General features: G+C 70.5%; 29 protein-coding genes and 1 tRNA gene. 22 read left to right on the top strand and 8 right to left on the bottom strand.

Translation table 11 applies throughout. The annotated features are described in order from the left end of the window. The first annotated feature begins 89 nt into the window (after positions 1–89). The 4 genes from ACFQPS_RS00525 (at position 90) to ACFQPS_RS00510 (ending at position 1,786) form a co-directional block, all read left to right on the top strand. Positions 90–166: transfer RNA gene (locus tag ACFQPS_RS00525), tRNA-Met, on the top strand. Positions 167–312: 146 nt separating this feature from the next. Beyond that, positions 313–741: a NifB/NifX family molybdenum-iron cluster-binding protein gene (locus ACFQPS_RS00520; RefSeq protein WP_377355532.1), complete on the top strand. Its 429-nt coding sequence runs from the start codon at positions 313–315 to the stop codon at positions 739–741. A 146-nt stretch (positions 742–887) separates the two neighbouring features. Then, positions 888–1,310 (top strand): arsenate reductase (glutaredoxin), encoded by a 423-nt coding sequence (gene arsC, locus ACFQPS_RS00515; RefSeq protein ID WP_377355530.1) that lies wholly within the window; start codon positions 888–890, stop codon positions 1,308–1,310. A gap of 44 nt (positions 1,311–1,354) precedes the next feature. Beyond that, positions 1,355–1,786 (top strand): hypothetical protein, encoded by a 432-nt coding sequence (locus ACFQPS_RS00510; RefSeq protein ID WP_377355528.1) that lies wholly within the window; start codon positions 1,355–1,357, stop codon positions 1,784–1,786. Positions 1,787–1,906: 120 nt separating this feature from the next. Here ACFQPS_RS00510 and ACFQPS_RS00505 read toward each other — a convergent pair whose 3' ends face one another. From ACFQPS_RS00505 to nifV, 6 genes are read right to left on the bottom strand one after another with little or no spacing between them, the layout of a single operon-like run. Beyond that, a complete protein-coding gene (locus ACFQPS_RS00505; protein WP_377355526.1) occupies positions 1,907–2,218 on the bottom strand; it encodes a ferredoxin family protein in 312 nt (103 codons plus the stop codon). Further along, positions 2,215–3,516: an FAD-dependent oxidoreductase gene (locus ACFQPS_RS00500; protein ID WP_377355524.1), complete on the bottom strand. Its 1,302-nt coding sequence runs from the start codon at positions 3,514–3,516 to the stop codon at positions 2,215–2,217. Before ACFQPS_RS00500 ends, ACFQPS_RS00505 begins: the two co-directional genes overlap by 4 nt. Before the next feature lie 10 nt (positions 3,517–3,526). After that, on the bottom strand, positions 3,527–4,639 hold the full coding sequence (locus tag ACFQPS_RS00495; protein WP_377355522.1) for an electron transfer flavoprotein subunit alpha/FixB family protein: 1,113 nt from the start codon (positions 4,637–4,639) through the stop codon (positions 3,527–3,529). A 54-nt stretch (positions 4,640–4,693) separates the two neighbouring features. Continuing rightward, positions 4,694–5,545 carry an electron transfer flavoprotein subunit beta/FixA family protein gene (locus ACFQPS_RS00490; protein WP_377355520.1) on the bottom strand — a complete coding sequence of 284 codons (852 nt, stop codon included), beginning with the start codon at positions 5,543–5,545 and terminating at the stop codon, positions 4,694–4,696. Between the two features lie 3 nt (positions 5,546–5,548). Beyond that, entirely contained in the window at positions 5,549–5,866 is a 318-nt protein-coding gene (gene nifW / locus ACFQPS_RS00485) for a nitrogenase stabilizing/protective protein NifW (RefSeq protein WP_377355519.1), read from the bottom strand. Then, entirely contained in the window at positions 5,857–7,059 is a 1,203-nt protein-coding gene (nifV, locus tag ACFQPS_RS00480) for a homocitrate synthase (RefSeq protein ID WP_377355517.1), read from the bottom strand. The genes nifW and nifV overlap by 10 nt, the downstream gene beginning before the upstream one ends. A 288-nt stretch (positions 7,060–7,347) precedes the next feature. On the opposite strand from nifV, the gene ACFQPS_RS00475 reads away from it, so the two are divergent. From ACFQPS_RS00475 to ACFQPS_RS00445, 7 genes are all read left to right on the top strand, one after another. Beyond that, positions 7,348–7,794 carry a hypothetical protein gene (locus ACFQPS_RS00475; RefSeq protein ID WP_377355515.1) on the top strand — a complete coding sequence of 149 codons (447 nt, stop codon included), beginning with the start codon at positions 7,348–7,350 and terminating at the stop codon, positions 7,792–7,794. Between the two features lie 182 nt (positions 7,795–7,976). Beyond that, entirely contained in the window at positions 7,977–9,683 is a 1,707-nt protein-coding gene (nifA, locus tag ACFQPS_RS00470; RefSeq protein ID WP_377355513.1) for a nif-specific transcriptional activator NifA, read from the top strand. 195 nt (positions 9,684–9,878) lie between these two features. After that, positions 9,879–11,345 carry a nitrogenase cofactor biosynthesis protein NifB gene (gene nifB / locus ACFQPS_RS00465; RefSeq protein WP_377355511.1) on the top strand — a complete coding sequence of 489 codons (1,467 nt, stop codon included), beginning with the start codon at positions 9,879–9,881 and terminating at the stop codon, positions 11,343–11,345. A 37-nt stretch (positions 11,346–11,382) separates the two neighbouring features. Then, positions 11,383–11,577 (top strand): 4Fe-4S binding protein, encoded by a 195-nt coding sequence (locus ACFQPS_RS00460; RefSeq protein WP_012568811.1) that lies wholly within the window; start codon positions 11,383–11,385, stop codon positions 11,575–11,577. A 59-nt stretch (positions 11,578–11,636) separates the two neighbouring features. Beyond that, the gene (locus tag ACFQPS_RS00455; protein ID WP_377355508.1) at positions 11,637–11,927 is read left to right on the top strand and encodes a nitrogen fixation protein NifZ; all 291 of its coding nucleotides are present in this window, start codon (positions 11,637–11,639) and stop codon (positions 11,925–11,927) included. Then, complete coding sequence (gene nifT / locus ACFQPS_RS00450) at positions 11,924–12,133, top strand: putative nitrogen fixation protein NifT (RefSeq protein ID WP_012568809.1); 210 nt, start codon at positions 11,924–11,926, stop codon at positions 12,131–12,133. The genes ACFQPS_RS00455 and nifT overlap by 4 nt, the downstream gene beginning before the upstream one ends. 42 nt (positions 12,134–12,175) lie before the next feature. Further along, the gene (locus tag ACFQPS_RS00445) at positions 12,176–13,012 is read left to right on the top strand and encodes an SIR2 family NAD-dependent protein deacylase (RefSeq protein WP_465269604.1); all 837 of its coding nucleotides are present in this window, start codon (positions 12,176–12,178) and stop codon (positions 13,010–13,012) included. A gap of 59 nt (positions 13,013–13,071) precedes the next feature. Here ACFQPS_RS00445 and ACFQPS_RS00440 read toward each other — a convergent pair whose 3' ends face one another. Further along, complete coding sequence (locus ACFQPS_RS00440; RefSeq protein ID WP_012568807.1) at positions 13,072–13,281, bottom strand: TOBE domain-containing protein; 210 nt, start codon at positions 13,279–13,281, stop codon at positions 13,072–13,074. Positions 13,282–13,507: 226 nt separating this feature from the next. Between ACFQPS_RS00440 and ACFQPS_RS00435 the strand changes: the two genes are divergently transcribed. The 9 genes from ACFQPS_RS00435 (at position 13,508) to fdxB (ending at position 22,803) form a co-directional block, all read left to right on the top strand. Further along, positions 13,508–14,116, top strand: coding sequence for a DUF2478 domain-containing protein (locus ACFQPS_RS00435; protein WP_377355504.1), 609 nt, complete (start codon positions 13,508–13,510; stop codon positions 14,114–14,116). Between the two features lie 316 nt (positions 14,117–14,432). Then, a complete protein-coding gene (nifH, locus tag ACFQPS_RS00430; RefSeq protein ID WP_012568805.1) occupies positions 14,433–15,332 on the top strand; it encodes a nitrogenase iron protein in 900 nt (299 codons plus the stop codon). 69 nt (positions 15,333–15,401) lie between these two features. Further along, positions 15,402–16,904, top strand: coding sequence for a nitrogenase molybdenum-iron protein alpha chain (gene nifD / locus ACFQPS_RS00425; RefSeq protein ID WP_377355502.1), 1,503 nt, complete (start codon positions 15,402–15,404; stop codon positions 16,902–16,904). Positions 16,905–16,946: 42 nt separating this feature from the next. Then, positions 16,947–18,485, top strand: coding sequence for a nitrogenase molybdenum-iron protein subunit beta (nifK, locus tag ACFQPS_RS00420; RefSeq protein ID WP_377355500.1), 1,539 nt, complete (start codon positions 16,947–16,949; stop codon positions 18,483–18,485). A gap of 76 nt (positions 18,486–18,561) precedes the next feature. Further along, positions 18,562–21,336 carry a bifunctional nitrogenase iron-molybdenum cofactor biosynthesis protein NifEN gene (locus ACFQPS_RS00415; protein ID WP_377355498.1) on the top strand — a complete coding sequence of 925 codons (2,775 nt, stop codon included), beginning with the start codon at positions 18,562–18,564 and terminating at the stop codon, positions 21,334–21,336. Beyond that, positions 21,308–21,793: a nitrogen fixation protein NifX gene (gene nifX / locus ACFQPS_RS00410; RefSeq protein WP_377355496.1), complete on the top strand. Its 486-nt coding sequence runs from the start codon at positions 21,308–21,310 to the stop codon at positions 21,791–21,793. The genes ACFQPS_RS00415 and nifX overlap by 29 nt, the downstream gene beginning before the upstream one ends. 3 nt (positions 21,794–21,796) lie before the next feature. Then, positions 21,797–22,279 (top strand): NifX-associated nitrogen fixation protein, encoded by a 483-nt coding sequence (locus ACFQPS_RS00405; RefSeq protein WP_377355494.1) that lies wholly within the window; start codon positions 21,797–21,799, stop codon positions 22,277–22,279. A gap of 30 nt (positions 22,280–22,309) precedes the next feature. Further along, positions 22,310–22,507: a CCE_0567 family metalloprotein gene (locus ACFQPS_RS00400; RefSeq protein ID WP_377355492.1), complete on the top strand. Its 198-nt coding sequence runs from the start codon at positions 22,310–22,312 to the stop codon at positions 22,505–22,507. A 2-nt stretch (positions 22,508–22,509) separates the two neighbouring features. After that, positions 22,510–22,803 (top strand): ferredoxin III, nif-specific, encoded by a 294-nt coding sequence (gene fdxB, locus ACFQPS_RS00395; protein WP_377355490.1) that lies wholly within the window; start codon positions 22,510–22,512, stop codon positions 22,801–22,803. Between the two features lie 31 nt (positions 22,804–22,834). Here fdxB and ACFQPS_RS00390 read toward each other — a convergent pair whose 3' ends face one another. After that, positions 22,835–23,416 carry a nitrogen fixation protein NifQ gene (locus ACFQPS_RS00390; RefSeq protein ID WP_377355488.1) on the bottom strand — a complete coding sequence of 194 codons (582 nt, stop codon included), beginning with the start codon at positions 23,414–23,416 and terminating at the stop codon, positions 22,835–22,837. 332 nt (positions 23,417–23,748) lie between these two features. On the opposite strand from ACFQPS_RS00390, the gene ACFQPS_RS00385 reads away from it, so the two are divergent. Together ACFQPS_RS00385 and nifU are read left to right on the top strand one after the other, a co-directional pair. Continuing rightward, positions 23,749–24,072 (top strand): HesB/IscA family protein, encoded by a 324-nt coding sequence (locus ACFQPS_RS00385; protein WP_377355486.1) that lies wholly within the window; start codon positions 23,749–23,751, stop codon positions 24,070–24,072. A gap of 105 nt (positions 24,073–24,177) precedes the next feature. Further along, a complete protein-coding gene (gene nifU / locus ACFQPS_RS00380) occupies positions 24,178–25,200 on the top strand; it encodes a Fe-S cluster assembly protein NifU (protein WP_377355484.1) in 1,023 nt (340 codons plus the stop codon). Positions 25,201–25,202: the final 2 nt, after the last annotated feature.

Here is a 25,202-nt window from a genome sequence, read left to right as displayed (position 1 = left end):
CTGCGTCTCAAGACGTGGGAGAGTCGGTCGCCGCCAGGTCCGCTCATCGCACCATACCCTCCTCACTCCCATCTCCCCTCACCATCTCACGCGGGGTGGAGCAGCCCGGTAGCTCGTCAGGCTCATAACCTGAAGGCCGCAGGTTCAAATCCTGCCCCCGCAACCAATAGCATCAAAGGCTTAGACCCTCCCGGGGCTAAGCCTTTTTTGCTGCGTGGAAGCACGGGCGCGACAGACGACCCTTGCGGTTTCGCAACGACTCCCGGGGGGCGGGAGGCGTTGGCTGTGGGCATCGTTGCCTGGAGCCGGATCATGAAAGTCGCCGTCGCGAGCCAGAATTTCCGCACCGTCACCCCGCACGCGGGCAAGACCCGCCGCTTCCTGCTGTTCAGCGCGCAGCCGGGGGCCGAGCCGGTGGAGACCGGTCGCCTGGACCTGCCGCGGGAGATGGCCTTCCACGACTTCGCCGGTGGTCCGCATCCGCTCGACGCGGTGGACGTCATCATCGCCGGCAGCGCCGGGCCGCGCTTCGCCGCCCGCATGCGCGACCGCGGTATCACCGCGGTGGCGACGACCGAAATCGACCCCCGCGCCGCCATCGCCGCCTTCCTGGTCGGCACGCTGCGCCCCGCCGAGCATGTCCATGAGGATGACGGCGACCACGGTCACCCTCATGACCACGGCCACCCTCAAGGTGACCACCACCACGGACGGGGCGGGGCCGGCTGCTGCCGGGACTGACGCGCGGAGGCGGACCCGGGCGCGGGTGCGCGCCGTTGTCCTTGCGGCCGATCGCCCTCTTCGCCAGAATCGCGGGGCTGGGGCAGGCTGTCGGCCAGGACAAGGCCGGAACCGGCCTTCCAACCGCGATCCGACGGAATGCGCCCATGGCTGTCGTCATCCACCACAACCCCGCCTGCGGGACCTCGCGCAACGTGCTGACCATGCTGCGCGCGGCCGGCTACGAGCCGGTGGTCATCGAATATCTCAAGACCGGCTGGACCGAGCCGCAGCTCCGCGGGCTGTTCGCGGCGGCGGGCCTGACCGCGCGGGAGGCGCTGCGCAGCCGCGGCACCCCGGCGGAGCAGCTCGGCCTGCTGGACCCGACCGTGTCGGAGGAGGAACTGATCGCCGCCATGGTCCGGCATCCGGTCCTGGTGGAGCGGCCCATCGTCTGCACGCCCAAGGGCGTGCGCCTGTGCCGGCCGAGCGAGACGGTACTGGACCTGATGGACCGGCTGCCGCCGGGGCCGCTCGCCAAGGAGGACGGCGAACTGGTGATCGACGGGGCCGGGCGGCGCATCCGATAGGCGCGCCGTCCGGTGGGGATCGTCATCTACGGGGGAGATGTATCATGAAAGCACTGTTGGCAGGGGCCGCGGTGGTCCTGGTCGGTATGGGCGCCGGGGGTGTCGGGGCGGAGGATTCGCGGACCGTCGTGAAGATGCCGGCGGAGATCCGGGCCGAGTTCATGGACGAGATGCGCCACCACATGGACAGCTTCGACGACGTGCTGGCCCAGGTGGCCGCAGGCGACTTCAAGGCTGCCGCCAAGGTGGCCGATGAGGAACTGGTTCCGGGCAGCGGCAAGGGCTTCGGCCGCTATCTGCCGCTGGAGTTCCGGGAGATGGGGCTGGCCATGCACCGCTCCGCGGCCGAGTTCCGCGATCTGGCCGCGGCCGCGCCGGAGAAGCCGACGGTCGCCGACTGGCAGGCCGTCGTCTCCAGCCTCCAGGTCGTCTCCGCCAACTGCCGCGCCTGCCACGCCAGCTTCCGCGTGGAGTAGGGCGGGCGTGGAGCGGGGCGGGACAGCGGTGGTCCGCGGAGGGGCGGTCCGCAGAGGGGCGGTCCGCGGAAGGACGGTCCGGCCGGGTAATCCCCGGCCGGGTCCGACGGCCGACCTGGATCAGCCGAACTTGAACAGGATGCCGTAGCCGCCGCGCGGGTAGTTCCACTCGATCTCCCCGCTCGCCTCGCACAGGATGCGGCAGGTGCCGCATTCCATGCAGCCGTCCGGGATGATCTCCACCCGGCCGTCGTCGGTGGCGCTGTAGCAGCCGGCCGGACAGACATCGACCAGGGTGCGCAGGGTGGGGCTCGCCGTGTCATGGGGCTGGATGCGGACATGCGGCCGCCCTTCATCCACCATGTAGCGGTTCTGGTACAGCTTCTCTTCCACCTTCACGGGCGGAACGGGGGGACGGACCGTCGTGCTCATCGCCAAGCCCTCGCCATCTTGAAGACGTCGGTGATCAGGCCGCCGATCCGGCGCGTGCGCAGGAAGGCGGCGGTGATGTCCTTCTCCTTCTGCCACTTGGACTCCCCGTCCACGCGCAGCAGCTTCTGCGCGGCGGTGGAGATCAGGTGCGGATAGGTGGTGAAGAACTGCTTGTTGGTATGCAGGGTCTCGGGAAGGTGCTTGTACTTCTTCAGGTCCTGCATGACGAAGCTCTTGTCCAGCTCGTCCTTGTAGCGCTTCAGGTTCTCCGCCACGTTGGGCAGGCCCATGCGCCGGTTGTAGATCACCGTCTCCGCCGCCAGCCGGCCGGTGGTCATGGCGAGGTTGGAGCCTTCACGGTGGGCCGCGTTCACGAAGGAGCCGGCATCGCCCACGATCAGCCAGCCGTCGCCGTAGAGCTGCGGGATCGCCTTGTAGCCGCCCTCCGGGATCAGGTGGGCGGCGTATTCCTTCACCTCCGCCCCTTCGATCAGCGGATGGACGGAGCTGTGGCGCTTGAAGCGGTCCAGCAGCTCGTAGGGCTTCGTCTTCGTCTCCCCGAAGTCGGAGACGAGGCAGCCGATGCCGACGGAGAGGCTTTCCTTGTTGGTGTAGATGAAGGCCGTGCCCACCATCCCCTCGGTGATGGTGCCGGTGGCCTCGATCACCACGCCCTCATCCTCCTTCAGGTTGAAGCGGGCCTCGATCGTCTCCTGCGGCAGGAAGTGCATCTCCTTCACCGCCAGCGCCACCTGCTCCGGCTTCGGCCGGGTGCGCAGGCCGGCGCGGGTGCCCAGCAGGCCGTTCACGCCCTCCGCCAGGATCACGATGTCGGCGGTGACGACGCCGTTCTCGCGGTCCGTGACCACGCCCTCGACCCGGCCGTTCTCGCCGCGCAGAAGCGCCGTCACCGTCGTCTCGCAGATCACCAGCGCGCCCGCGGCCTGGACCTGCCGGCTGAACCACTTGTCGAACTGGGCGCGGATGATGGTGTAGCGGTTTGGCTTCTCCTCATTGAAGCTGCTGGAGCGGTAGTGCGCCCCGGCGTGGCCGTCCTGGTCCATCATCCAGATCCGCTGCTCGACGACATGCCGCTCCAGCGGCGCGTCCTCGCGGAAGGTGGGGATGATGCGCTCCAGCGCGTCGGCGTAGAGGATGGCGCCCTGCACGTTCTTCGATCCGGGATACTCGCCCCGCTCGATCTGAAGGACCTTCAGGCCGGCCTTGGCCAGGGTGTAGGCGGCGGCGTTGCCGGACGGACCGGCGCCGACCACGATGGCGTGGAAATGCTCGCGCATGGGGTCCTCCTCAGCCGACCAGGCGGTTGAACGACAGCCGCCGCGTGAAGGCGCGGGTCAGCGCCGGCAGGATCTGCACGGCGTCCGCCACGATGCCGACATGGGCGAAATCGTAGATCGGGGCGTTGGGGTCGGTGTTGATGGCGACGATCAGGTCCGCCCCCTCCACCCCGACGCGGTGCTGGATGGCGCCGGAGATGCCGGCCGCGATGTAGACCCGCGGCCGGATCGTCTTGCCGGTCTGGCCGATCTGCCGGTCCGCCGGTATCCAGCCCTTCTGCACCAGCGGCCGGGAGCCGCCGTATTCGGCGCCCAGGGTGGCGGCGAGCTGCTTCACGAGCTGGAAGTTCTCCTGCTGCTGCAAGCCCATGCCGCCGGCGACGACGACATCGGCATAGGCGAGCTGGGACTTGGCCGTCAGCGCGTCGGGCACGAAGTCCAGGACCTTGGTGACGATGTCCTCCTCCGCGAACTGCACGGTGTGCAGCACGATGCGGCCGACCGGCTTCTCCACCCGCGGCGGCAGGGCGAAGACCCGCGGCCGCACGGTCGCCATCTGCGGCCGGAAGTTCAGCGTGTAGATGGTGCAGAGGAGCGAGCCGCCGAAGGTCGGCCGCGTCGCCGCCAGACTGCCGTCCTGGTCCACCGCCAGCTCCGTGCAGTCGGCCGTCAGGCCGGTCAGCAGGGTCGTGGCGACGGCTCCGGCCAGATCGCGGCCCAGGGTCGTGGCCCCCAGCAGCAGGATCTCCGGCTTGTAGCTCTCGCAGATGTCGGTCAGGGCGCGGGCATAGGCCTCGGTCCGGTACTGCGCCAGCACCGGATGCTCGGCCAGATAGACCAGATCGGCGCCGTAGCAGAACGCTTCCCCGGCGGCGCGGCGGGTCGCCTCCGTCGGCGGGCCCATGACCACGCCGGCCAGCTCCACGCCCAGCCTGTCGGCCAGCTTGCGGCCTTCGCCCAGCAGCTCCCAGGAGACGGGGTGGACCTCGCCCCGTTCCAGCTCCACCACCACCCAGACATGGCGGTGGTTGCGGAAACGCTCGGGCAGTTCCTTCTTCATGCTGGCGCGGCCGCCGGCCTGGGGCGATGCGGGGGCTGGTGCGGGGGTCGGCGCGGTGGACATCGGTTCGGTCCTCCTCTGGCCCGGGGTCACGGGCGCGGCGCAACGGGCGCGGGGTCAGGCGACGGCGGAACGGCGGTGCAGTTCGTCCTCAAGACCGGGGGAGCGGTCCAGGATCAGCCCCAGCACCTCCTCCGCGATCTCGTCGGGGCTGCGGCCGGCGACGGCGATCTGGGCCGCCTTCTCCGCCCGCGCCTGGGGCGCGAAGACGCGCTTCACGACGGTGGGGGAGCCGCGCAGGCCGCAGTTGGTCACGTCCTGGATGCCGGCGTCCTTGGCGCTCCAGGTGGTGATCTCGGCACGGGCGGCGCGCAGCATGTCGGCCAGACTGCCGCGGCGCAGCGGCGCCGTTCCTTCCAGCATGGTGATCAGGCAGGGCAGGGTGGTCCGCAGCACCTGCACGCCGCCTTCGGCCCGGCGCTCCACCGTGATGGTGCGGGTCTGCCGGTCCACCTCGCAGACCTTGGCGACATAGGTGAGCTGCTGCAATCCCAGCCGGGTGGCGATGCCCGGCCCGACCTGGGCCGTGTCGCCGTCGATCGTCTGCTTGCCGCAGAAGACCATGTCCACCGGCTCGCTCTCGCCGATCTTCCGGATCGCCTGGGACAGGGCGAAGCTGGTCGCCAGCGTGTCGGACCCGGCGAAGAAGCGGTCGGTCAGCAGCACGGCGGCGTCGGCTCCCGCCCCCAGGGCACGGCGCAGGCTGTCGGACGCCATCGGCGGTCCCATGGTCATCACGGTGACCTTGCCGCCGAACTCGTCGCGCAGCCGCAGCGCCTGCTCCAGGGCGAACAGGTCATAGGGGTTGATGATCGTCGGCACCCCCTGCCGCATGATCGTGTTGGTCACCGGATGCACGCGGATCTGCGCGCTGTCGGGCACCTGCTTGATGCAGACCACCAGATGCATGGCTCACCTGCGGAGGCTGGAGAGGGGGACGAAGGAGCGGCCGCGCGGAAGCTGCGCCGCCTTCAGGACCTTGAAGACGCGGGCGTCGATCGGCCGGGTCCGGGTGAATTCGGCATAGGCCGCCTCCAGCGCCGACCGCGCCAGATCGCGCACGGCCGCGTCGGGAAGGGCGGCCAGATCGGTGCCGGACAGGCGTTCGCCCATCCGGCGCAGGATGTGCAGCCGCGCCACCCGCAGCACCGCCGGATCGTAGGGCACGGCCAGCGCCTCGAAGAACTCCTCGGCCGCGGACAGCCGCATCAGGGTGTCGATCAGGCGCATCGCCCGGCCTCCCCCTCGGCGGCTTCGACGCTGGCGCAGAACCGGGTCAGCTCGGCGACGGACGGGGCCCGCTTCGTCTCCGCGCTGAAGGCCCGGACCATGCCGGCGACCTGCCGCGCCCGCGACGGGTCGAGCGGCAGCCCCAGCCCGGCGCAGGCGGCCTCCACCGAGCGCGCGCCGGAGTGCTTGCCCAGGGTCAGCTCGTGGCGGCGGCCGACCAGAGCCGGCGCCAGCGCCTCATAGGTGCGCGGGTCCTTCAGCAGCCCGTCGGCATGGATGCCGGATTCATGGCGGAAGGCGGCGGCGCCGACGATGCTCTTGCCCGCCGGGATCGGCCGGCCCGAGGCGCGCGCCACCAGGGCGGCCAGCCGGGGCAGGGCGGTCAGGTCCAGCCCGGTGTCGCGCCCGTGCAGGGTGGCGAGCGCCACCGCCACCTCCTCCAGCGGTGCGTTGCCGGCGCGCTCGCCCAGCCCGACCACGGTGGTGGAGACATGGCTGGCACCGCCCAGCACGGCGGCCAGGGTATTGGCCGTCGCCAGCCCCAGATCGTCGTGCGCGTGGATCTCCAGGTCCAGCGTCGTGCCGGCGCGCAGCCGCCGGAACAGCTCCAGCGTCGCGAACGGCTCCAGCGCGCCGACCGTGTCGGCGATGCGGAAGCGGATGGCGCCCGCCTCCGCTGCCGCCGCCACGCAGTCCAGCAGGAATTCCGGATCGGTGCGGGAGGCGTCCTCGCCCCCGACCGAGACGGCGAAGCCGGCGGCGGTCGCCGCGGTCACGACACGGCCGATCTCGGCCAGCGCCCAGCCCCGGCTGCGGCCGAGCTTGCGCGCGAGCTGGATGTCGGAGACGGGAACCGCCAGATGCAGCCGCGTGACGCCGGTCTGCGCCGCGGCCTCGACATCGCCCATGTGCAGCCGCCCCCAGGCGGTGACGGTGAGCGGCAGGCCGGCCTCGACGATGGCGCGCAGGGCGTCGATCTCATGCGGGCCGCTGGCGGGTATGCCGGCCTCGATCTCCGGCACGCCGGCGGCGGCCAGGGCCGTGGCGATGGCCAGCTTCTCGGCGCGGGTGAAGGCGACGCCGGCCGCCTGCTCCCCGTCGCGCAGGGTCGTGTCGTGGACGAGCACCCGCGGCGGAGGGAGGGAACCACCCGTGCCGGCCGGCTGCGCCGCGCTCTGCCTGGACACCACCATGCTGTGCCACTCCCTGACCGGAGGTCCCGGAAGGGGGACCGCGGGAGGGGATTGGCAAGGCGCGTGCCACTCCGTAACCCATTGAAAAGACGGAAGCGTAACCTGTCATGAATGCGACAAAGCGGGTCACGGCCGCCCTTGTCGGAAACGCGACAAGGGCGGCCCCCGATGCGCGCTGCCCTTGTCGCGCGCAGGCTGTTAGAGTGATTCGCGTGGCGGTCGGCGCCCGCGGGAGGCACCGGAAACCGATGGCACCGACCATCGAAACGACGGCAGGGGGAGGCGGTGGTGAGGAACGACGACAAGGGCTACGACGACACCGGACGCGGCGACCAGACCGGACGCGCCGAGCAGGGCGCCAACCCCCGGCCCCTGACGGGGTGGGACGATCTCGGCGTCATCCTCCTGCGCGCCACCGCCCATGCCAGCGACGACGGACAGGCGATCCGGCTGGAGGCGCCGTGGCCCGGCGGGCCGACCGTCTCCGCCCTCGGCGACACGCCGGCCTCCGCCATGGAGGCGTTCCGCGTCGAACTGGAGGCGGTTGCCGGACGCCGGCTGCCGGGCGGAAGCTGGCTGGCCGTCCCCGGCACCGAAGCCGGGCAGGAGGGCAACCCAGACCGGCCGCTGGACCGCTGGTTCGTGCTGCTGCCGATGGATCGCCTCGGCGTCGGACTCAATGTCCTGGACGAGCTGAACCATGGTGCCACCGAGCCCGTGCCCGGCAGCGGCTGACCGGTCCGGCGACACGACCGCCCCCTCTGTCGCCCGGTCAGTCCGAATCGGATAGGGCAGGCATCTTGACTTTGCCGATCCGCGATGTGCACGCTTGTGTCCAGGAAACGATACGAAACGCCCGGCTGTGAAAACGGGCGGCACGGACAGGGACGGGGGCGCCGTAGTTTCGGGGTGGCGTGATGACCTCAGGTCAGGCAGGTCCCGCGGTGGAGCCATCGGAGGTTGCCCGGCGCCAGAACAAGCGCGATGTCCGGGCGCTCACGGGCCTTTACGAGATATCGAAGATCCTCAGCTCCTCGCTGAACATGGAGTCGGCGTGCCGCGACGTGCTGCGCATCCTGTTCTGGTTCCTGGAGTTCCGCTTCGGCGCGGTGATCCTGCGCCAAGGCGTGGGGGACTACCGGGTGGCCGCGGGCATCTGTAGCGAGGGCCGGACCAACCTGGAGCCGCCGCGGGAGGTGCTGGACGCCGTCGTCACCCACGGCATGCCGCTGGTGATCGCTGACATCCTGAACGATCCGCTGTTCGACGGTCTGGTCCCGTCCGGGACAGCCGGCCAGGTCGCCCTGGTCGCCGCCCCGATCCGCGGCAACGGCGCCGTGCTGGGCGTGCTGGCCGCGGAGCGGGAGACGCACGGCGCCGCCCGGCTGGACGAGGATACCCGCTTCCTCTCCATGGTCGCCAATCTGGTGGGGCAGAGCGTCGTCCTGCACCAGAAGGTGGCCGAAGACCGGGAGCGGCTGCTGGCCGAACAGTGGCGGCTCCAGAAGGAGCTGGAGGAGCAGAGCCGGCGCCCGCTGCCGCTCTCGTCCAGCCCCACGCTGAACGGGATCATCGGGTCCGCCCCGGCGATCCGGGCCGTGATGGACCGGCTGCCGCCCATCGCCGCGTCGTCCGCGCCGGTGCTGCTGCGCGGCGAGAGCGGCACCGGCAAGGAGATCTTCGCCCGCGCCATCCATGAGCTGTCGCCGCGCGCCAAGGCGCCGTTCATCCGCGTGAACTGCGCCGCCCTGTCGGAGACGCTGCTGGAATCGGAACTGTTCGGGCATGAGAAGGGTGCCTTCACCGGTGCCCTGGAACGGCGCAAGGGCCGCTTCGAGCTGGCCGACGGCGGCACCCTGTTCCTGGACGAGATCGGGGAGATTTCCCCCGCCTTCCAGGCGAAGCTGCTGCGTGTCTTGCAGGAAGGGGAACTGGAGCGGGTCGGCGGCAGCCAGACCATCCGGGTCAACACCCGCATCATCGCCGCGACCAACCGCGACCTGGAGTCGGATGTCCGCTCCGGCAAATTCCGCGCCGACCTCTACTACCGCATCGCCGTGGTGCCGGTGCTGCTGCCGCCGCTGCGCGAGCGCCGGTCGGACATTCCGGCCCTGGCCCAGGCTTTCCTGAAGCGCTTCAACACCGACAACGGCCGCAGCCTGTCCTTCGCCCCCGCTGCCCTGGCCGTGTTGCAGGGGTGCTACTTCCCCGGCAACGTGCGCGAGCTGGAGAACTGCGTGAAGCGGGCGGCCACGCTGGCCCGCGGCTCCGTCATCACGGCCCCCGAACTGACCTGCCAGCACGAGTCCTGCCTGTCGGCACAGCTCCTGCCGTCGCGGGAGATGAAGGCGGCCCCGGCCCAGGGCTTCACGCCGCTGGCCGATGTGAAGCTGGCACCGCCGCGCCCCCGGCCGGCGTCGCCGCCCCCGCCCCCGCAGCCGGCCGCTCCCGTCCCGCACGCCAGCCATGGCAGCCTGACGGACGAGAGCGAGAAGGAGCGCCTGATCCAGGCCATGGAGACGGCCGGCTGGGTGCAGGCGAAGGCCGCCCGCATCCTGGGGCTGACGCCGCGGCAGATCGGCTACGCCCTGCGCAAGCACGGCATCGAGGTGCAGCGCTTCTGAGCGCGCCGCCGCCCCCGCGGCGATGCCCCGACGGCGGCCTGTCGGCTTCCCCACATCGGCTGTGTCGCATCCCCGACAAACGCCCGCCGCACGGCCGGCCGGCCCGGCCGGAAGCTGGCGGAATCAATGGGTTGCGCCAACTGGCATCGGGCTTGCTCAGGGGAGATGACCCGCCCTCAGCCCGGAGGTCCGACCATGGCCCAGGTGATACCGCTCGACAGCCTGCTGACGGGCAAGGCGGCGGCAGCGGCGCCCAAGGGGGGATGCACCGCCAGCACCTGCGGCTCTGCCGCCGGGGCGGCCAGCCTGCCGCCGGACGTCTGGGCCAAGGTGAAGGACCATCCCTGCTACTCGGAAGAGGCGCACCACTACTTCGCCCGCATGCATGTCGCGGTGGCGCCGGCCTGCAACATCCAGTGCAACTACTGCAACCGGAAGTTCGACTGCGCCAACGAGAGCCGGCCGGGCGTCGTCTCCGAACGGCTGACGCCGGAGGAAGGCGCGCGCAAGGTGCTGGCCGTGGCCGCCTCGGTGCCGCAGCTCTCGGTGCTGGGCATCGCGGGGCCGGGCGACGCCTGCTACGACTGGGTCCGGACCCGCGCCACCTTCGCGCTGGTGGCGCGTCGGCTGCCGGACATCCGGCTCTGCCTCTCCACCAACGGCCTCGCCCTGCCCGAACTGGTGGACGAGATCGTGGACATGAACATCGACCATGTGACCGTGACCATCAACATGGTCGATCCCGAGGTCGGCGAGCGCATCTATCCCTGGATCTACCATGACCACCGCCGCTGGACCGGCCGCGACGCCTCCCGCATCCTGCACGAACGCCAGATGGAGGGGCTGGAGCGCCTGACCGCGCGCGGCGTGCTGGTCAAGGTCAACTCCGTGATGATCCCGGGGATCAACGACGCGCATCTGGTGGAGGTGAACCGCCAGGTCACGGCGCGCGGCGCCTTCCTGCACAACATCATGCCGCTGATCTCCGACCCGGCGCACGGCACGGCCTTCGGTCTCGCCGGCCAGCGCGGCCCCACGGCGCGCGAGCTGGCGGCGGTGCAGGACCGGCTGGAGGGCGGGGCGAAGCTGATGCGGCACTGCCGCCAGTGCCGCGCCGACGCGGTCGGCCTGCTGGGCGAGGACCGCGGCCAGGACTTCACCCTGGACAGGCTGGGCGACCCGGCCCTGGAGCCCGCCGCGGATGACGGAGCGGCCCGGGCCGAATACCGCGCCTGGGTGGCGGCGGAACGGGCGGACCGCGCCGCCGCGGCGGCGGTGGCCGTCACCGCCATCGCCGACGCGCCGGCCCTGCTGGTCGCGGTGGCGACCAAGGGCGGCGGGCGGGTGAACCAGCATTTCGGCCATGCCCGCGAGTTCCAGATCTTCGAGGCGCGCGGCGGGCGCATCGCCTTCGCCGGCCTGCGCCGCCTGGACGACGCCTACTGCAAGGGTGGCTGGGGCGACGAGGACGGGCTGGAGGGCCTGCTCGCCGCACTGGACGGCATCGCCCTCGTCCTCTGCGCCCGGATCGGCGACTGCCCGCGCCAGCGCCTTGCCGAGGCGGGGATCGAGGTCAACGACGCCCACGCCTACGACTACATCGAGACGGCCATCGCCGCCGCCCTCACCGGGCGCGCACAGGCAGCGGCCGTCACCGCCTGAATCCCCCGACCCCTCTTCCAGCGAAGGAGCCTTTGCCATGGCCTACAAGATCATCGTCTCGCAGTGTACGGCCTGCGGCGCCTGCGAATTCGAATGCCCCAACGGGGCCATCGCCATGAAGGGCGACGCCTACATCATCAACGCCACCAAGTGCACCGAATGCCAGGGCAGCTTCGACCGGCCGCAATGCGCCGAAGTCTGCCCGGTGCCGAAGACCTGCGTCCCGGCCTGACCCCCCGACCCGCCGGCGCCCCTCCGCCGGCGGGCTCCGTTACCCCGCAGGAGAAGCCCATGCGCAGGGAAACCGTCAACGAACTGGCGGGACCGCCCGTCTTCCGGCCGGGCCAGAAGGTCGTCGCCCGCTACCGGGTGAAGAATGACGGCACCTTCCCCGGCCGCGACATCGGCGACGTGCTGGTGCTGAAGGGCGACCTCGGCTATGTGCGCGATGTCGGCACCTTCCTCCAGCAGTTCTACGTCTATGCCGTGGAATGGGTGGACCGCGGCGTCGTCGTCGGGATGCGCGGCAAGGAACTGCTCCGCCCCGAGGAGATTGCCGCGGCGCCGGGGGGCCGGCCATGAAGGTCATGGTCAGGCGGACGGCCAAGGGCCCCTCGATCTACGTCCCCAAGAAGGACCTGGAACAGCCGGTCGTGGAGATGGAGCACCCCGCCCTCTGGGGCGGCTGGGTCCGTCTGAAGAACGGCTGGGTGCTGGACCTGCCGGAGATGGCGGCGGACACGCGCCTGCCGGTGACCGTGGAGGCCCGCCGCCGCGGCGAGGAGTGATCCCGTCCCGTTCCCGCGCATCCGTCCCCCTGGTTCCGGAGAATGCCGATGCTGACGCAGATCGCTGACGGACTGGCCGAAGGCCGGCTGATCCCGTTCCTGGGGCCGGGCATTCTGTCGCTCGACGGGCCCGCCCCGGTGCCGGACAGCCCGCAGGCCCTGGCCGCGTTCTTCGCCGCCAGGGTCGCCCTGCCGAAGCGGGTGCGGGGCAATGTCTGGGCCACGGCGCAGTACATCGAGGGCGCGCGCCACCGCCAGACCGTCCGCGCGCTGATGCGTGAGGCGTTCGCGCCGCCGCTGCGGCCCAACGCCCTGCACCGGCTGATGGCGCGGGCCCGGCCGCCGCTCGTCGTCTCCGCCTGGTACGACCGGGCGCTGGAGACGGCGCTGGCCGGATCGGTCGGCTGGGGCGGCGTGGCCGGGACCAGTCGCCATGGCATCGGCCCGGCAGGCAGCCCGGACCGTTGGTGGAAGACCTGCGACGCAGCCGGACGCGCCGTGCCGGACGAGGTGGCGGACACCTGGTCCACCCTGGTCTACCGGCCGCACGGCGCGGTCGAGCCCGATGCCGACATGCTCGTGTCGGATTCCGACTATGTCGAGGTCCTGACGGAGATCGACATCCAGACGCCGATCCCTCCCGCGGTGAAGGAGCGCCGGACGGGGCGCGGCTTCCTGTTCCTGGGCTGCCGCTTCGACGACCAGATGCTGCGCATCTTCGCCCGGCAGATCATGAAGCGGTCGCAGGCGCCGCACTACGCCGTGCTGGACGGTGCGCCGACCCGTAACGAGGCGCGCTTCCTGACGGAACAGGGGATCACCCGGATCGACGCATCGCTGGCCGACCTCGTTTCCGCGCTGGCAGGGGAGCGGGTGTGATGGTGCCGGGCCAGGAACCGGGGCAGGGGGGACGGGGCGGCGCCGGCCGCCCCCGTCCGTCACTCCATCCCGACCAGCACGTCGGATGCCTTGATGATCGCCGTCGCCTTGCGGCCCACGGCGATGCCCAGCTCCTCCGCGGCCTCGTTCGTGATGGCGGCGGTGATGATCATGCCGGCCGCCACTTCGATCTTCACATGGCTGGTGGTGGCGCCGCGGGTGACGGCGACGACGGTTCCGGGCATCTGGTTGCGGGCGGACAGTCTCATGGCGGCTTGATCTCCCGTCAGGGGCAAGGGCTGGAACGATGCCAGCGACGATGGCGCGGGCAGCCGGGGCTGCGCCCGCCAGCATGCAACCGCCGGGATGTCCTGGCAAGTCCGCGGTCGCCCCGGTCGCGGGTCAATTTTACGCCGGATCAAGGGGTTGCCTGGAAATGAGGCAACCGCGACAGTCACCCCCGGACACCGTCCGCACGCAGCAGGGAGAGCCGACATGGCCGTGACCGAACTGGACGACACCGACTTCTTCAATCCCTGGGCGCTGGCCGCCATCGTCTATGACAGCGGCGTCAACGTCGATCTGCTGATGGGCCAGTTCGCGGCGGAGCTGTCCGCCGCCGGTGAGCGCATCGGCGGTGTCGTGCAGCTTCCGCCGGGGCCAGAGGGCTGCGGCCCGCGCGCCCTGATGCAGGTGCTGGACGTCGGCAGCAACGAGGTGATCCGCATCTGCCAGGATCTCGGTCCCGGGGCCAGCAGTTGCCGGCTCGATCCCGCGCGCCTGCTGGCGGCGTCGCTGCGGGTCCGGATGGCGACGCTGGCCGCGCCCGATCTGGTCTTCGTCTCCCGCTTCGGCAAGCAGGAAGCCTCGGGCGGCGGCCTGCGCGACGAGATCGCCCGGGCGGCGATGGCCGGGGTGCCCGTCCTGACGGCGGTGAAGCGCAGCACGGTGGAAGCCTGGATGGCCTTCTCCGGCGGCCGCGGCACCCTGCTCTATCCCCGGCTCTCCGTCCTGCATGACTGGTGGCAGGACGGACGCCGCCGGCGCCGGCTGCCGCCGCTCGCCGCCATGGGCCGTGAGCCCTGGCAGGGTCTCAACGCCTGATCCCTGTCCCCGGCTTTTGATCCGTTCCGTTCCCCTGTTCCCCTCGACACGTCGGCGCCCCCCAGCGCCGGCGTTTTTCTTTGCGGCGGTCGGCTGCTGCGGGTCCCGCCCAATGTCCGACGTTTGTCGCGTTTGCGACAACGGCCCGACAGCCGCCATCGGTCCGTGGCTCTTTCGGCAAGTCTTTGAAAAACAATGATTGTATCGGGCTGGTCCAGGGGTGGACCCGCTTGGCATGGGGGTTGCTCTTCCAGGGTCCGTGCCGCCGATGGCGCGGCCCGCATGACGGTATGCGACACCAGACAGGAGCGCTCCCATGGCCCGCAACAAGCTCCGCCAGATCGCCTTCTACGGCAAGGGCGGCATCGGCAAGTCCACCACCTCCCAGAACACCCTCGCCGCCCTGGTCGAGATGGGCCAGAAGATCCTGATCGTCGGCTGCGACCCCAAGGCCGACAGCACGCGCCTGATCCTGAACACCAAGCTCCAGGACACCGTGCTCCACCTCGCCGCCCAGGCCGGCTCGGTCGAGGACCTGGAGCTGGAGGACGTGCTGAAGGTTGGCTACAAGGGCATCAAGTGCACCGAGTCCGGCGGCCCCGAGCCGGGCGTCGGCTGCGCCGGGCGCGGCGTCATCACCGCCATCAACTTCCTGGAGGAGAACGGCGCCTACGACGACGTGGACTATGTGTCCTACGACGTGCTGGGCGACGTGGTCTGCGGCGGCTTCGCCATGCCGATCCGCGAGAACAAGGCCCAGGAGATCTACATCGTCATGTCCGGCGAGATGATGGCGCTCTATGCCGCCAACAACATCGCCAAGGGCATCCTGAAATACGCCCACAGCGGCGGCGTGCGCCTGGGCGGGCTGATCTGCAACGAGCGCAAGACCGACAAGGAGCTGGAGCTGGCCGAGGCGCTGGCCGCGCGGCTGGGCTGCAAGCTGATCCACTTCGTGCCGCGCGACAACATCGTGCAGCACGCCGAGCTGCGCCGCCAGACGGTCATCCAGTACGCCCCGGACAGCAAGCAGGCCGCGGAGTACCGCGAGCTGGCCCGCAAGATCCACGAGAATTCCGGCAAGGGCGTCATCCCCACCCCCATCACCATGGAGGAGCTGGAGGACATGCTGATCGAGTTCGGCATCATGAAGACCGAAGAGCAGCAGCTCGCCGAACTCCAGGCCAAGGAAGCCGCCACCGCCGTCGCCGGCTGATCCCGGACGGACCGGCGCGGGCCATCCGGCCGCCCCGGGCCCCTGTCCCCCGACCAAGGAGCCCCAACCATGGAAACCACGTTGCCGAGCGGCCGGGAAGACGGTCAGGCCGAGTTCAACACCAGGCTGATCGAGGACGTCCTCGCCCGCTATCCCGAGAAGTCGGCCAAGCGCCGCCGCAAGCATCTGGCCGTCGCCGCACCGGGCGAGGAGGTGGCGGATACCGACCAGCCGGTGACCGAGTGCGACGTCAAGTCGAACATCAAGTCGATCCCCGGCGTCATGACCATCCGCGGCTGCGCCTATGCCGGCTCCAAGGGCGTGGTCTGGGGTCCGGTGAAGGACATGGTCCACATCAGCCATGGCCCCGTCGGCTGCGGCCACTACAGCTGGAGCCAGCGGCGCAACTACTATACCGGGACGACCGGGGTGGACAGCTTCGTCACGATGCAGTTCACCTCGGACTTCCAGGAAAAGGACATTGTCTTCGGCGGCGACAAGAAGCTGGAGAAGCTGATCGACGAGATCGTGGACCTGTTCCCGCTCGCCAACGGCATCTCCATCCAGTCGGAATGCCCGATCGGCCTGATCGGCGACGACATCGAGGCCGTCGCCAAGAAGAAGAACAAGGAGCACGGCAAGACCATCGTGCCCGTGCGCTGCGAGGGGTTCCGCGGCGTCTCCCAGTCGCTCGGCCACCACATCGCCAACGACGTGATCCGCGACTGGGTGCTGGACAAGAAGGAGATCGCCTTCGAGGCCGGCCCGAACGACGTCAACATCATCGGCGACTACAACATCGGCGGCGATGCCTGGGCCTCGCGCATCCTCCTGGAGGAGATGGGCCTGCGGGTCATCGGCGCCTGGTCCGGCGATGCCACCCTGGCCGAGATCGAGCGGGCGCCCAAGGCCCGGCTGAACCTGATCCACTGCTACCGGTCGATGAACTACATCTGCCGGCACATGGAGGAGAAGCACGGCATCCCCTGGGAAGAATACAACTTCTTCGGCCCGACCCAGATCGAGCAGAGCCTGCGCACCATCGCCCGCCACTTCGGGCCGGAGATCATGGACCGGTGCGAGGCGGTGATCGCCAAGTACCGGCCGCTGGTCGATGCCGTGATCGCCAAGTACCGGCCCCGGCTGGAGGGCAAGACGGTCATGCTCTATGTCGGCGGCCTGCGTCCCCGCCACGTCATCACGGCCTACGAGGACCTGGGCATGGAGATCGTCGGCACGGGCTACGAGTTCGCCCACAGCGACGACTACCAGCGCACCGGCCATTACGTGAAGAACGGCACGCTGATCTACGACGACGTGACCGGCTACGAGCTGGAGAAGTTCATCGAGGGCGTCCGCCCCGATCTGGTCGGCTCCGGCATCAAGGAGAAGTACCCGGTCCAGAAGATGGGCATCCCGTTCCGGCAGATGCACTCCTGGGACTATTCGGGCCCGTATCACGGCTATGACGGCTTCGCCATCTTCGCCCGCGACATGGACCTCGCCATCAACAATCCCGTCTGGGGCCTCTTCAAGGCGCCCTGGGACGTCATGCCGGCCGCCGCCGAGTGACGCGCCCCGAGACGGCCTGCCATATGAGAGGAGGCAACGACGATGCCCCAGTCCGCTGAGACGGTGCTCGACTACGCCCGGCTGTTCCGCGAGCCCGAATATCAGGAGATGTTCGCCCGCAAGAAGGCCGAGTTCGAGTGCGGCCATCCCGACCAGAAGGTCGTGCAGATCGGCGAATGGACGAAGTCCTGGGAGTACCGGGAGAAGAACCTCGCCCGCCAGGCCCTGAGCATCAACCCGGCCAAGGCCTGCCAGCCGCTGGGGGCGGTGTTCGCCGCCGCCGGGTTCGAGGGCACGCTGTCCTTCGTCCACGGTTCCCAGGGCTGCGTCGCCTACTACCGTTCGCACCTGTCCCGCCACTTCAAGGAGCCGTGCTCGGCCGTCTCCTCGTCGATGACGGAGGATGCCGCGGTGTTCGGCGGCCTGAACAACATGATCGACGGGCTGGCGAACGCCTATGCCCTCTACGCGCCGAAGATGATCGCCGTGTCCACGACCTGCATGGCCGAGGTCATCGGCGACGACCTCCAGGCCTTCATCACGAACGCCAAGGTCAAGGGCTCCGTGCCCCAGGACTTCGACGTGCCCTACGCCCATACCCCCGCCTTCGTCGGCAGCCATGTCGATGGCTACGACGTGATGGTGAAGGGCATCCTGGAGAACTTCTGGAAGGACCGGGAGCACGTCCACACCGACCGCATCAACATCATTCCCGGCTTCGACGGCTTCTGCGTCGGCAACATCCGCGAGCTGAAGCGGATGCTGGGGCTGATGGGGGTGAAGGCGACGATCCTGGCCGACACCTCCGACCAGTTCGATACGCCCTCGGACGGCGAGTTCCGCATGTTCGCCGGCGGCACGAAGCTGGAGGAGGTGCGGGCGGCGCTGAACGCCAAGGCCACCCTGTCGCTCCAGGAATACTGCACGCGCAAGACGCTGGAGTATGTGGAGGGCAAGGGCCAGCAGGTGAAGGCGTTCCACTATCCGCTGGGCGTCTCCGCCACCGACGAGTTCCTGATGGAGGTGGCGCGGCTGGCCGGCAAGGGCATCCCCGAGCAGCTCCGGCTGGAGCGCGGCCGGCTGGTGGACGCCATCGCCGACAGCCAGTCCTACCTGCACGGCAAGAAGTACGCGATCTTCGGCGATCCGGACTTCGTCTACGCCATGGCCCGCTTCGTCCTGGAGACGGGCGGCGAGCCGGTCCACTGCCTTGCCACCAACGGCAACAAGGCGTGGGAGGAGCAGATGCACACCCTGCTGGCCTCGTCGCCCTACGGTAAGGGCTGCAACGTCTGGGCCGGCAAGGACCTCTGGCACCTGCGCTCGTTCCTGTTCACGGAGAAGGTCGATCTGATGATCGGCAACTCCTACGGCAAGTATCTGGAGCGGGACACCGGCACGCCGCTGATCCGGCTGACCTTCCCGATCTTCGACCGGCACCATCACCACCGCTTCCCGATCATGGGCTACCAGGGCGGCCTGTCGGTGCTGGTGAAGATCCTGGACCGGATCTTCGAGACGCTGGACGCCGACTCCAGCGACACCGGGGCGACGGACTACGCCTTCGATCTGACGCGGTAGGCGCTGACCCGTGCAGGCCGGGCGCCCTGGCGCCGCCCGGCCTGCCGGTCCTTCCCCGCGCCCGCCGGAGGCCCCCATGTCGCTTGCCGACAAACTGGCCGATGTCTTCAACGAACCCGCCTGCGACCGGAACCGGGCGAAGGACGCCACGGTCCGGCGCAAGGGCTGCGGCAAGCCGCTGACGCCGGGGGCGGCCGCCGGCGGCTGCGCCTTCGACGGCGCCAAGATCGTGTTGCAGCCGATCACGGACGCCGCCCATCTGGTCCATGGACCACTGGCCTGCGAAGGCAACGGCTGGGACAACCGCGGCTCGCTCTCCTCCGGGCCGACGCTCTACCGCACCGGCTTCACCACCGATCTGTCCGAACTCGACATCATCATGGGCAACGGGGAGAAGCGGCTGTTCAAGGCGATCCGGGAGATCGCCGAGGCGCACCGCCCCGCCGCCGTCTTCGTCTACCAGACCTGCGTGCCGGCCCTGACCGGCGACGATGTGGAGGCGGTCTGCAAGGCGGCGGCGGAGCGCTTCGGCCTGCCGGTGATCCCCGTCAACGTGCCGGGCTTCGTCGGCTCCAAGAACCTGGGCAACAAGCTGGCGGGGGAGACCCTGCTGGATCACGTCATCGGGACGATGGAACCGGAGGTCACCACCCCGACCGACATCAACATCATCGGCGACTTCAATCTGGCCGGGGAGCTGTGGCAGGTGGAGCCGCTGTTCCGCCGCCTGGGCATCCGCATCCTGGCCCGGATGACGGGCGACGCGCGCTATGCCGAGATCGCCGGCGCCCACCGGGCGCGGCTGAACCTGATGATCTGCTCCATGGCGCTGATCAACGTGGCGCGCAAGATGGAGGAGCGCTGGGGCATCCCCTATGCCGAGGTCTCCTTCTACGGCATCGAGGACACCTCGGCCGCGCTGCGCACCTGCGCCCGCCTGCTGGTGGAGCGCGGTGCGCCGCCCGACCTGATCGCGCGCACCGAGGCCCTGATCGCGGAGGAGGAGGCGAAGGCCCGTAGCGCCATCGCCGTCTTCCGCCCGGCGGTGGAGGGGCGGCGGGTGCTGCTCTACACCGGTGGGGTGAAGTCCTGGTCCGTCGTCTCCGCCCTTCAGGAGCTGGGGATGGTCGTGACCGGAACCTCCGTGCGCAAGAGCACGGAGCAGGACAAGGCCCGCATCCAGGAGATCATGGGCGAGGACGCCCACACCTTCGAGACCATCCCGCCGAAGGAGATGTACCGCATGCTCAAGGAGAGCGAGGCGGACATCATGCTGTCCGGCGGGCGCAGCCAGTTCGTGGCGCTGAAGTCCCGGACGCCCTGGCTGGACATCAACCAGGAGCGCCACCGCCCCTATGCCGGCTATACGGGGCTGGTCGAGCTGGTGCGCGATCTCGCCACCGAGCTGGGCAACCCCGTCTGGGCCGAGGTGCGGGCGCCCGCCCCGTGGGAGCCCGGCTCCGGGGCCGAACCGGACGAGGCCCCCGGCACGACGCCGGTCCGGCTGGCGACGGCCGCGCACAGCCGCAACCCGCTGAAATCCTCGCAGCCGCTGGGGGCGGCGCTGGCCTTCATGGGGCTGGACCGGGCCATGCCGCTGCTGCACGGCAGCCAGGGCTGCACCAGCTTCGCGCTGGTGCTGGCGGTCCGGCACTTCCGCGAGAACATCCCGCTCCAGACGACGGCGATGAACGAGGTGACGACGATCCTGGGCGGTGCCGACAATCTGGAGCAGGCGATCCACAATCTGCGGGAGCGGGCGAAGCCGCGCGTCATCGGCATCGCCACCACGGCGCTGATGGAGACGCGCGGTGAGGACATCGCGGGCGACCTGCGGCTGATCCGGCAGCGCCGGCCGGAGTTCGCCGACACCCGGATCTGCCTTGTCTCCACCCCCGACTATGACGGCGCCATCGAGACGGGCTGGGGCAAGGCCGTCCACGCCATGGTGGAGGAGATGGTGCCGGCGGGAGCGCCGGGGGCGGTCAATGCGCGGCAGGTCAACATCCTGCCCGGCTCCCACCTGACCGCCGCCGACATCGACGAGCTGCGCGACATGGTGGCGGCCTTCGGGCTGGTCCCGGTCGTGGTGCCGGACATCGGCGGGTCGCTGGACGGCCACATCCCCGACGCCTGGTCCGGCTCCACCAACGGCGGGGCGACGGTGGAGGATGTGGCGGGCCTCGCCCGCGGCCGGCTGACCCTTGCCGTGGGCGAGCAGATGCGCGCCGCGGCCGAGGCGCTGGAGCGGCGGGCCGGGGTGCCGTTCCGCCTGCTGCCCTCGCTGACCGGCCTCCGGGCCACCGACCGGCTGGTGCGTGCCCTGCTGGAGCTTACCGGCGGGGAGGTGCCGCGGTCGCTGAAGCGGCAGCGCAGCCAGCTTCAGGACGCGCTGCTGGACGGGCATTTCTACCTGGAGGGGCGGCGTGTCGCCCTGGCCGGCGACCCCGACCTGCTCTATGCGCTGTCCGGCCTGTTCCGCAGCCTGGGGGCGGAGATCAGCGTCGCCGTCGCTTCCACCGACCGCTCGCCGCTGCTGGCCCGCATCGAGGCACCGGCGGTGCATGTCGGCGATCTGGGCCTGTGCGAGACGCTGATGCGGGAGGCCGGCGCCGACCTGCTGGCGACCACCGCGCACGGTCGGCAGGCGGCGGAGCGGCTGGGCATTCCGCTGCTGCGCGCCGGCTTCCCCGTCTTCGACCGGCTGGGCCCGGCGCATCTCCGCCGCGTCGGCTACCGCGGCACCCGCGATCTGGTCTTCGAGGCGGCGAACCTGCTGCTCGGCGCCCGGTCCCACCACCACGACACAAAGGGAGGCGGCCATGACGGCGCGTCGGTTGGCGCTCATTGAGGCGGACGACAGCGCGGCCCCCGCCGGCCGCACGCCGGCGGCGGGGAAGCTGCGCGTCGCCATCGCCACCCAGGACATGAAGTCCATGAACGCCCATTTCGGCTCGGCCCGGACCTTCGCCATCTACGACGTGACGGCGGACGGCCGCCGGTTCGTGGAGGCGGTCGGCTTCTCCGACACCTCCGACGAGAGCGGCAGCCACCGCAGCGACGGCGACGACCGGATCGGCCTCAAGGTGGAGGCGCTCCAGGGCTGCCACCTGCTGTTCGTGCTCGCCATCGGCGGGCCGGCGGCGGCCAAGGTCGTGGCGGCGCGGATGCATCCCTTGAAGCTGCCGGCGCCGGAGCCGATCGACAGCGTGCTGGCGCGGGTCCAGGCCATGCTGTCGGGCAATCCGCCGCCCTGGCTGCGCAAGATCCTGCACGCGGACCGGCCGCGCGACTTCACGGAGGACTGAGGCATGACCGACGCCCAGACGGACACTGCCCAGACGGACACTGCCCCTGCCAGCGTGGACAGCCCCTTCCTGACCGTGCTGGTCCGCCTGCTGCGGGCGGAGGACAGCCACGGCGCCTGGGAGCGCCGGTCCGACGCCGAGCTTCTGGCCGACTACATCGTTACCCGCGAGGACCGCAGGCTGATCCCCCTCATCGGCGATCCCGACCCTGATACGCTGTGGCGGGTGGAGAAGTTCTACGGCGCCGTCGGGCTGCGCATCGAGCAGCTCACGGGCCAGGTCGCCTCCCCCATGATGAAGATGCACCATGAGGGTTTCGGCCGCGTGGTGCTGCTGGCCGGGCGGCTGGTCGTGCTCTCCCGCCACCTGCGCGACGTCCACCGCTACGGCTACGACAGCCTCGCCAAGCTGGAGGAGGCGGGGGAGACGGCGGCACAGGAGGCCGCCACGCTGATCCGCCGCTTCCCCGAGGTGGCGGACGCCTGATCCGCCGCCCCACCAGTCCAGGAACCGACCATGAGCGACATCGACACCCTGAAGGCGGAGGTCAAGGCGCTGAACGCCCGCGCCACCCGCCTGAAGATGGACCTGCACGACCTGTCCGAGGACCTGCCGGTCGGCTGGGAGCGCATCCCGGCCGTGGCGGCCGAGTGCCATGCCGCCTATGAGGGGCTGGCGGCGGCGCGGGCCCGCCTGCGCGCGGCGGAGGGCTGAGCATGGCCGTGTTCCTGACCCGCGGCGGCGCTCCCTGGACGCCCGCCTACCTTCTCTCCATCGACCAGACGAAGTGCATCGGCTGCGGCCGCTGCTTCAAGGTGTGCAGCCGCGCTGTCATGAGCCTGAAGGGCGTGACGGAGGATGACGAGCTGGTGGACGCCGATCCCGACGGCGACGACGACGAGGAGTTCCTGCGCAAGGTCATGGTCGTGGCCGATGCCGGCAACTGCATCGGCTGCGGCGCCTGCGCCCGCGTCTGCCCCAAGGGCTGTCAGAGGCACGGGGAGGGGTAGGGACAGGCGCTGGGGGGAAGGGGGGCGAGCGTCAGCGCCAGAGTCCCGTCAGCAGCGCCGGCCCGTCCTCCTGCCCGAAGCAGGCATGGACATCGGTGCAGACCTCGCAGTTGGGGGATTTGCAGATCAGCATGCCCTCGCGCCGGCAGAGTTCGCGGTAGAAGAACTTCTTCCACTTCATGTCGCCCGCGTTGCGCCGGACCAGGGCGGGGAAGTGGCGGCGGAACAGGGCGTTCAGGTCGGCGCGGCTGGCCAGCCCCAGATCCTGCCAGAGATGGTTCGGCTCCAGCGACCGGCGGGCGACGATGGCCGCCAGCCAGACCTCCTCCTCCGCCCCGGTGGCGCCGTGCTCCTGCAGGAGCTGGCGCAGGTCCGGCTCCTCCGGCGCGTCTTCCCCGGTCCCGGCATCCACAGGCACGGCGTCCAGCAGCGCCAGCCGGTCCGGCAGATGGCGGCGGAGCAGCCGTTCCAGCGCCGCGCGGGACAGGCCCGTCGCCGCCGTCAGCGGGCGGGTGCTGTCCGCCGCGGCCAGGGCGAGGATGCGCCCGAAGAGGTAGGTGTCGAGGCTGTCCGTTCCGCACGGGGACAGGTCGGTTCCATAGGGCGGCGGCATGGTCGGTCTCCCCCGCGTCGTCGTCTCGGTCGGGGCCCTGCAAGCGGCGGGCCGGGGACTGCGCCCCCGGGCGCGGGCACAGTTCCGCCGGACCCGCGCCGCTGCACGGTGTCGTGTCGGTGTCGTGTCGGGCGTGTCGCTGTCGGGAATCCGACATCCGGCGGCGAAGGCCCCGTTGTCGCGTTGCCGACACTGCCGGAACCCGCGGATTCCATGGGGTTCGCCTCTGGCACGCAGATTGCCTCACGTCCCTGCCCCCGGGGCGGTACGGACGCGCCTGGGACGGGATGACCCTGACACGGGATGGCCCTGATACGGGACGGAGGTTTGCGATGGTGGCACTCACGGACAGCGCGGTACAGGCGGCCCGCACGGCCGTCGAGGCCGCCGCCGGACAGGCGGCCGGTCTCAGGATCATGGTGCGCCCGGCGGGCTGCGCCGGTCTCCAGTTCGGGCTGCAACTGGAGGAGGGGCCGGGCGACGCCGACGCGGTGATCCGGTTCGAGGGGCTGGACGTCTATGTCGATCAGGACTCCGTGCCGCTGCTCGACGCGGTGACCGTGGACTTCGTCGAGCGGCTGGAGGGGGCGGGCTTCGTCTTCGAGAACGCCGCCCCCGGCGGCGGCTGCAACTGCGGCAAGAAATCCTGCCACTGACGATCCTGCCACGGGCCGGCACCCCCATCCGGCGGGATCCCTGCCGGGCTGGGATCTCCGGCGACGGGCGATGACGCGAACGGGCACGCGGGAGGGCATCCGGCCATGTGGGACTACACGGACAAGGTCAAGGCGTACTTCTTCGAGCCGAAGAACGCGGGCGTCCTGGCCGACGCCAATGCGGTGGGCGAGGTCGGGTCGCTGACCTGCGGCGACGCGCTGAAGCTGATGCTGAAGGTGGACCCGGCGACGGAGGTGATCCAGGACGCCCGTTTCCAGACCTTCGGCTGCGGCTCGGCCATCGCCTCTTCCTCCGCCCTGACCGAACTGGTCATCGGCCGCACCCTGGACGAGGCCGCCCGGCTGACCAACCAGGACATCGCCGCCTTCCTCGGCGGGCTGCCGGCCCAGAAGATGCACTGCTCCGTCATGGGGGCGGAGGCGCTGCACGCCGCCATCGCGCATTACCGCGGCGAGGAGATCGACGACGACCACGATGAGGGCGCCCTGATCTGCAAGTGCTTCGCCGTGGACGAGCCGATGCTGCGCCGGGCGGTGCGGACGAACCGGCTGACCAGCATGGAGCAGGTCACCTTCTACACCAAGGCGGGCGGTAGCTGCGGCGCCTGCAACGAGCGGATGGAGGAGGTGCTGGCCGCGGTGAACGCCGAGATGGTGGCCGAGGGCCTGCTCGGCGCGGCGGAGGCCTTCGCCGGCGCCCCGGCCCGGCCCGCCCTGAAGCCGGCCGGCGCGCTCGTCTCCCTGGCCCCGCCGGCGAAGGCGCCCGCGGCGGTCCCGACGAGGCCCGCGGCCGTGGCGCTGTCGTCGAAACCCGCGCCGCCGGCCGCAGCACCGCCGGCCGCAGCACTGCCGGCCGCCGTGACGCCGGGCTCTAAGCTGACCCTGGTGCAGCGCATCCGCCTGATCGAGGAGGCCATCGCCGACGCCCGCCCGACCTTCCAGGCCGACGGCGGCGACTGCGAACTGGTCGATGTGGACGGCCGCCATGTCCATGTCCGGCTCACCGGCGCCTGCGCCGGCTGCCGCATGGCGCGCATGACGGTGGACGGCCTTGCCGCCCGGATGGCGGCTAAGCTGGGCGCCCCCGTCACCGTGATCCCGGTCTGACG

Origin of the sequence: Rhodocista pekingensis (genome assembly GCF_042665545.1) — a bacterium.
GTDB lineage: Bacteria > Pseudomonadota > Alphaproteobacteria > Azospirillales > Azospirillaceae > Rhodocista > Rhodocista pekingensis.
The sequence above is the reverse complement of the archived record's forward strand: the minus strand, read 5'-3'. Positions and strand labels throughout refer to the sequence as shown.

Excerpts from the sequence above, each read along its gene's own strand:
- ACFQPS_RS00520 (WP_377355532.1), top strand. The coding sequence starts at position 313 with ATGAAAGTCGCCGTCGCGAGCCAGAATTTCCGCACCGTCACCCCGCAC.
- arsC (WP_377355530.1), top strand. The coding sequence starts at position 888 with ATGGCTGTCGTCATCCACCACAACCCCGCCTGCGGGACCTCGCGCAAC.
- ACFQPS_RS00510 (WP_377355528.1), top strand. The coding sequence starts at position 1,355 with ATGAAAGCACTGTTGGCAGGGGCCGCGGTGGTCCTGGTCGGTATGGGC.
- ACFQPS_RS00505 (WP_377355526.1), bottom strand. The coding sequence starts at position 2,218 with ATGAGCACGACGGTCCGTCCCCCCGTTCCGCCCGTGAAGGTGGAAGAG.
- ACFQPS_RS00500 (WP_377355524.1), bottom strand. The coding sequence starts at position 3,516 with ATGCGCGAGCATTTCCACGCCATCGTGGTCGGCGCCGGTCCGTCCGGC.
- ACFQPS_RS00495 (WP_377355522.1), bottom strand. The coding sequence starts at position 4,639 with ATGTCCACCGCGCCGACCCCCGCACCAGCCCCCGCATCGCCCCAGGCC.
- ACFQPS_RS00490 (WP_377355520.1), bottom strand. The coding sequence starts at position 5,545 with ATGCATCTGGTGGTCTGCATCAAGCAGGTGCCCGACAGCGCGCAGATC.
- nifW (WP_377355519.1), bottom strand. The coding sequence starts at position 5,866 with ATGCGCCTGATCGACACCCTGATGCGGCTGTCCGCGGCCGAGGAGTTC.
- nifV (WP_377355517.1), bottom strand. The coding sequence starts at position 7,059 with ATGGTGGTGTCCAGGCAGAGCGCGGCGCAGCCGGCCGGCACGGGTGGT.
- nifA (WP_377355513.1), top strand. The coding sequence starts at position 7,977 with ATGACCTCAGGTCAGGCAGGTCCCGCGGTGGAGCCATCGGAGGTTGCC.
- nifB (WP_377355511.1), top strand. The coding sequence starts at position 9,879 with ATGGCCCAGGTGATACCGCTCGACAGCCTGCTGACGGGCAAGGCGGCG.
- ACFQPS_RS00460 (WP_012568811.1), top strand. The coding sequence starts at position 11,383 with ATGGCCTACAAGATCATCGTCTCGCAGTGTACGGCCTGCGGCGCCTGC.
- ACFQPS_RS00455 (WP_377355508.1), top strand. The coding sequence starts at position 11,637 with ATGCGCAGGGAAACCGTCAACGAACTGGCGGGACCGCCCGTCTTCCGG.
- nifT (WP_012568809.1), top strand. The coding sequence starts at position 11,924 with ATGAAGGTCATGGTCAGGCGGACGGCCAAGGGCCCCTCGATCTACGTC.
- ACFQPS_RS00445 (WP_465269604.1), top strand. The coding sequence starts at position 12,176 with ATGCCGATGCTGACGCAGATCGCTGACGGACTGGCCGAAGGCCGGCTG.
- ACFQPS_RS00440 (WP_012568807.1), bottom strand. The coding sequence starts at position 13,281 with ATGAGACTGTCCGCCCGCAACCAGATGCCCGGAACCGTCGTCGCCGTC.
- ACFQPS_RS00435 (WP_377355504.1), top strand. The coding sequence starts at position 13,508 with ATGGCCGTGACCGAACTGGACGACACCGACTTCTTCAATCCCTGGGCG.
- nifH (WP_012568805.1), top strand. The coding sequence starts at position 14,433 with ATGGCCCGCAACAAGCTCCGCCAGATCGCCTTCTACGGCAAGGGCGGC.
- nifD (WP_377355502.1), top strand. The coding sequence starts at position 15,402 with ATGGAAACCACGTTGCCGAGCGGCCGGGAAGACGGTCAGGCCGAGTTC.
- nifK (WP_377355500.1), top strand. The coding sequence starts at position 16,947 with ATGCCCCAGTCCGCTGAGACGGTGCTCGACTACGCCCGGCTGTTCCGC.
- ACFQPS_RS00415 (WP_377355498.1), top strand. The coding sequence starts at position 18,562 with ATGTCGCTTGCCGACAAACTGGCCGATGTCTTCAACGAACCCGCCTGC.
- nifX (WP_377355496.1), top strand. The coding sequence starts at position 21,308 with ATGACGGCGCGTCGGTTGGCGCTCATTGAGGCGGACGACAGCGCGGCC.
- ACFQPS_RS00405 (WP_377355494.1), top strand. The coding sequence starts at position 21,797 with ATGACCGACGCCCAGACGGACACTGCCCAGACGGACACTGCCCCTGCC.
- ACFQPS_RS00400 (WP_377355492.1), top strand. The coding sequence starts at position 22,310 with ATGAGCGACATCGACACCCTGAAGGCGGAGGTCAAGGCGCTGAACGCC.
- fdxB (WP_377355490.1), top strand. The coding sequence starts at position 22,510 with ATGGCCGTGTTCCTGACCCGCGGCGGCGCTCCCTGGACGCCCGCCTAC.
- ACFQPS_RS00390 (WP_377355488.1), bottom strand. The coding sequence starts at position 23,416 with ATGCCGCCGCCCTATGGAACCGACCTGTCCCCGTGCGGAACGGACAGC.
- ACFQPS_RS00385 (WP_377355486.1), top strand. The coding sequence starts at position 23,749 with ATGGTGGCACTCACGGACAGCGCGGTACAGGCGGCCCGCACGGCCGTC.
- nifU (WP_377355484.1), top strand. The coding sequence starts at position 24,178 with ATGTGGGACTACACGGACAAGGTCAAGGCGTACTTCTTCGAGCCGAAG.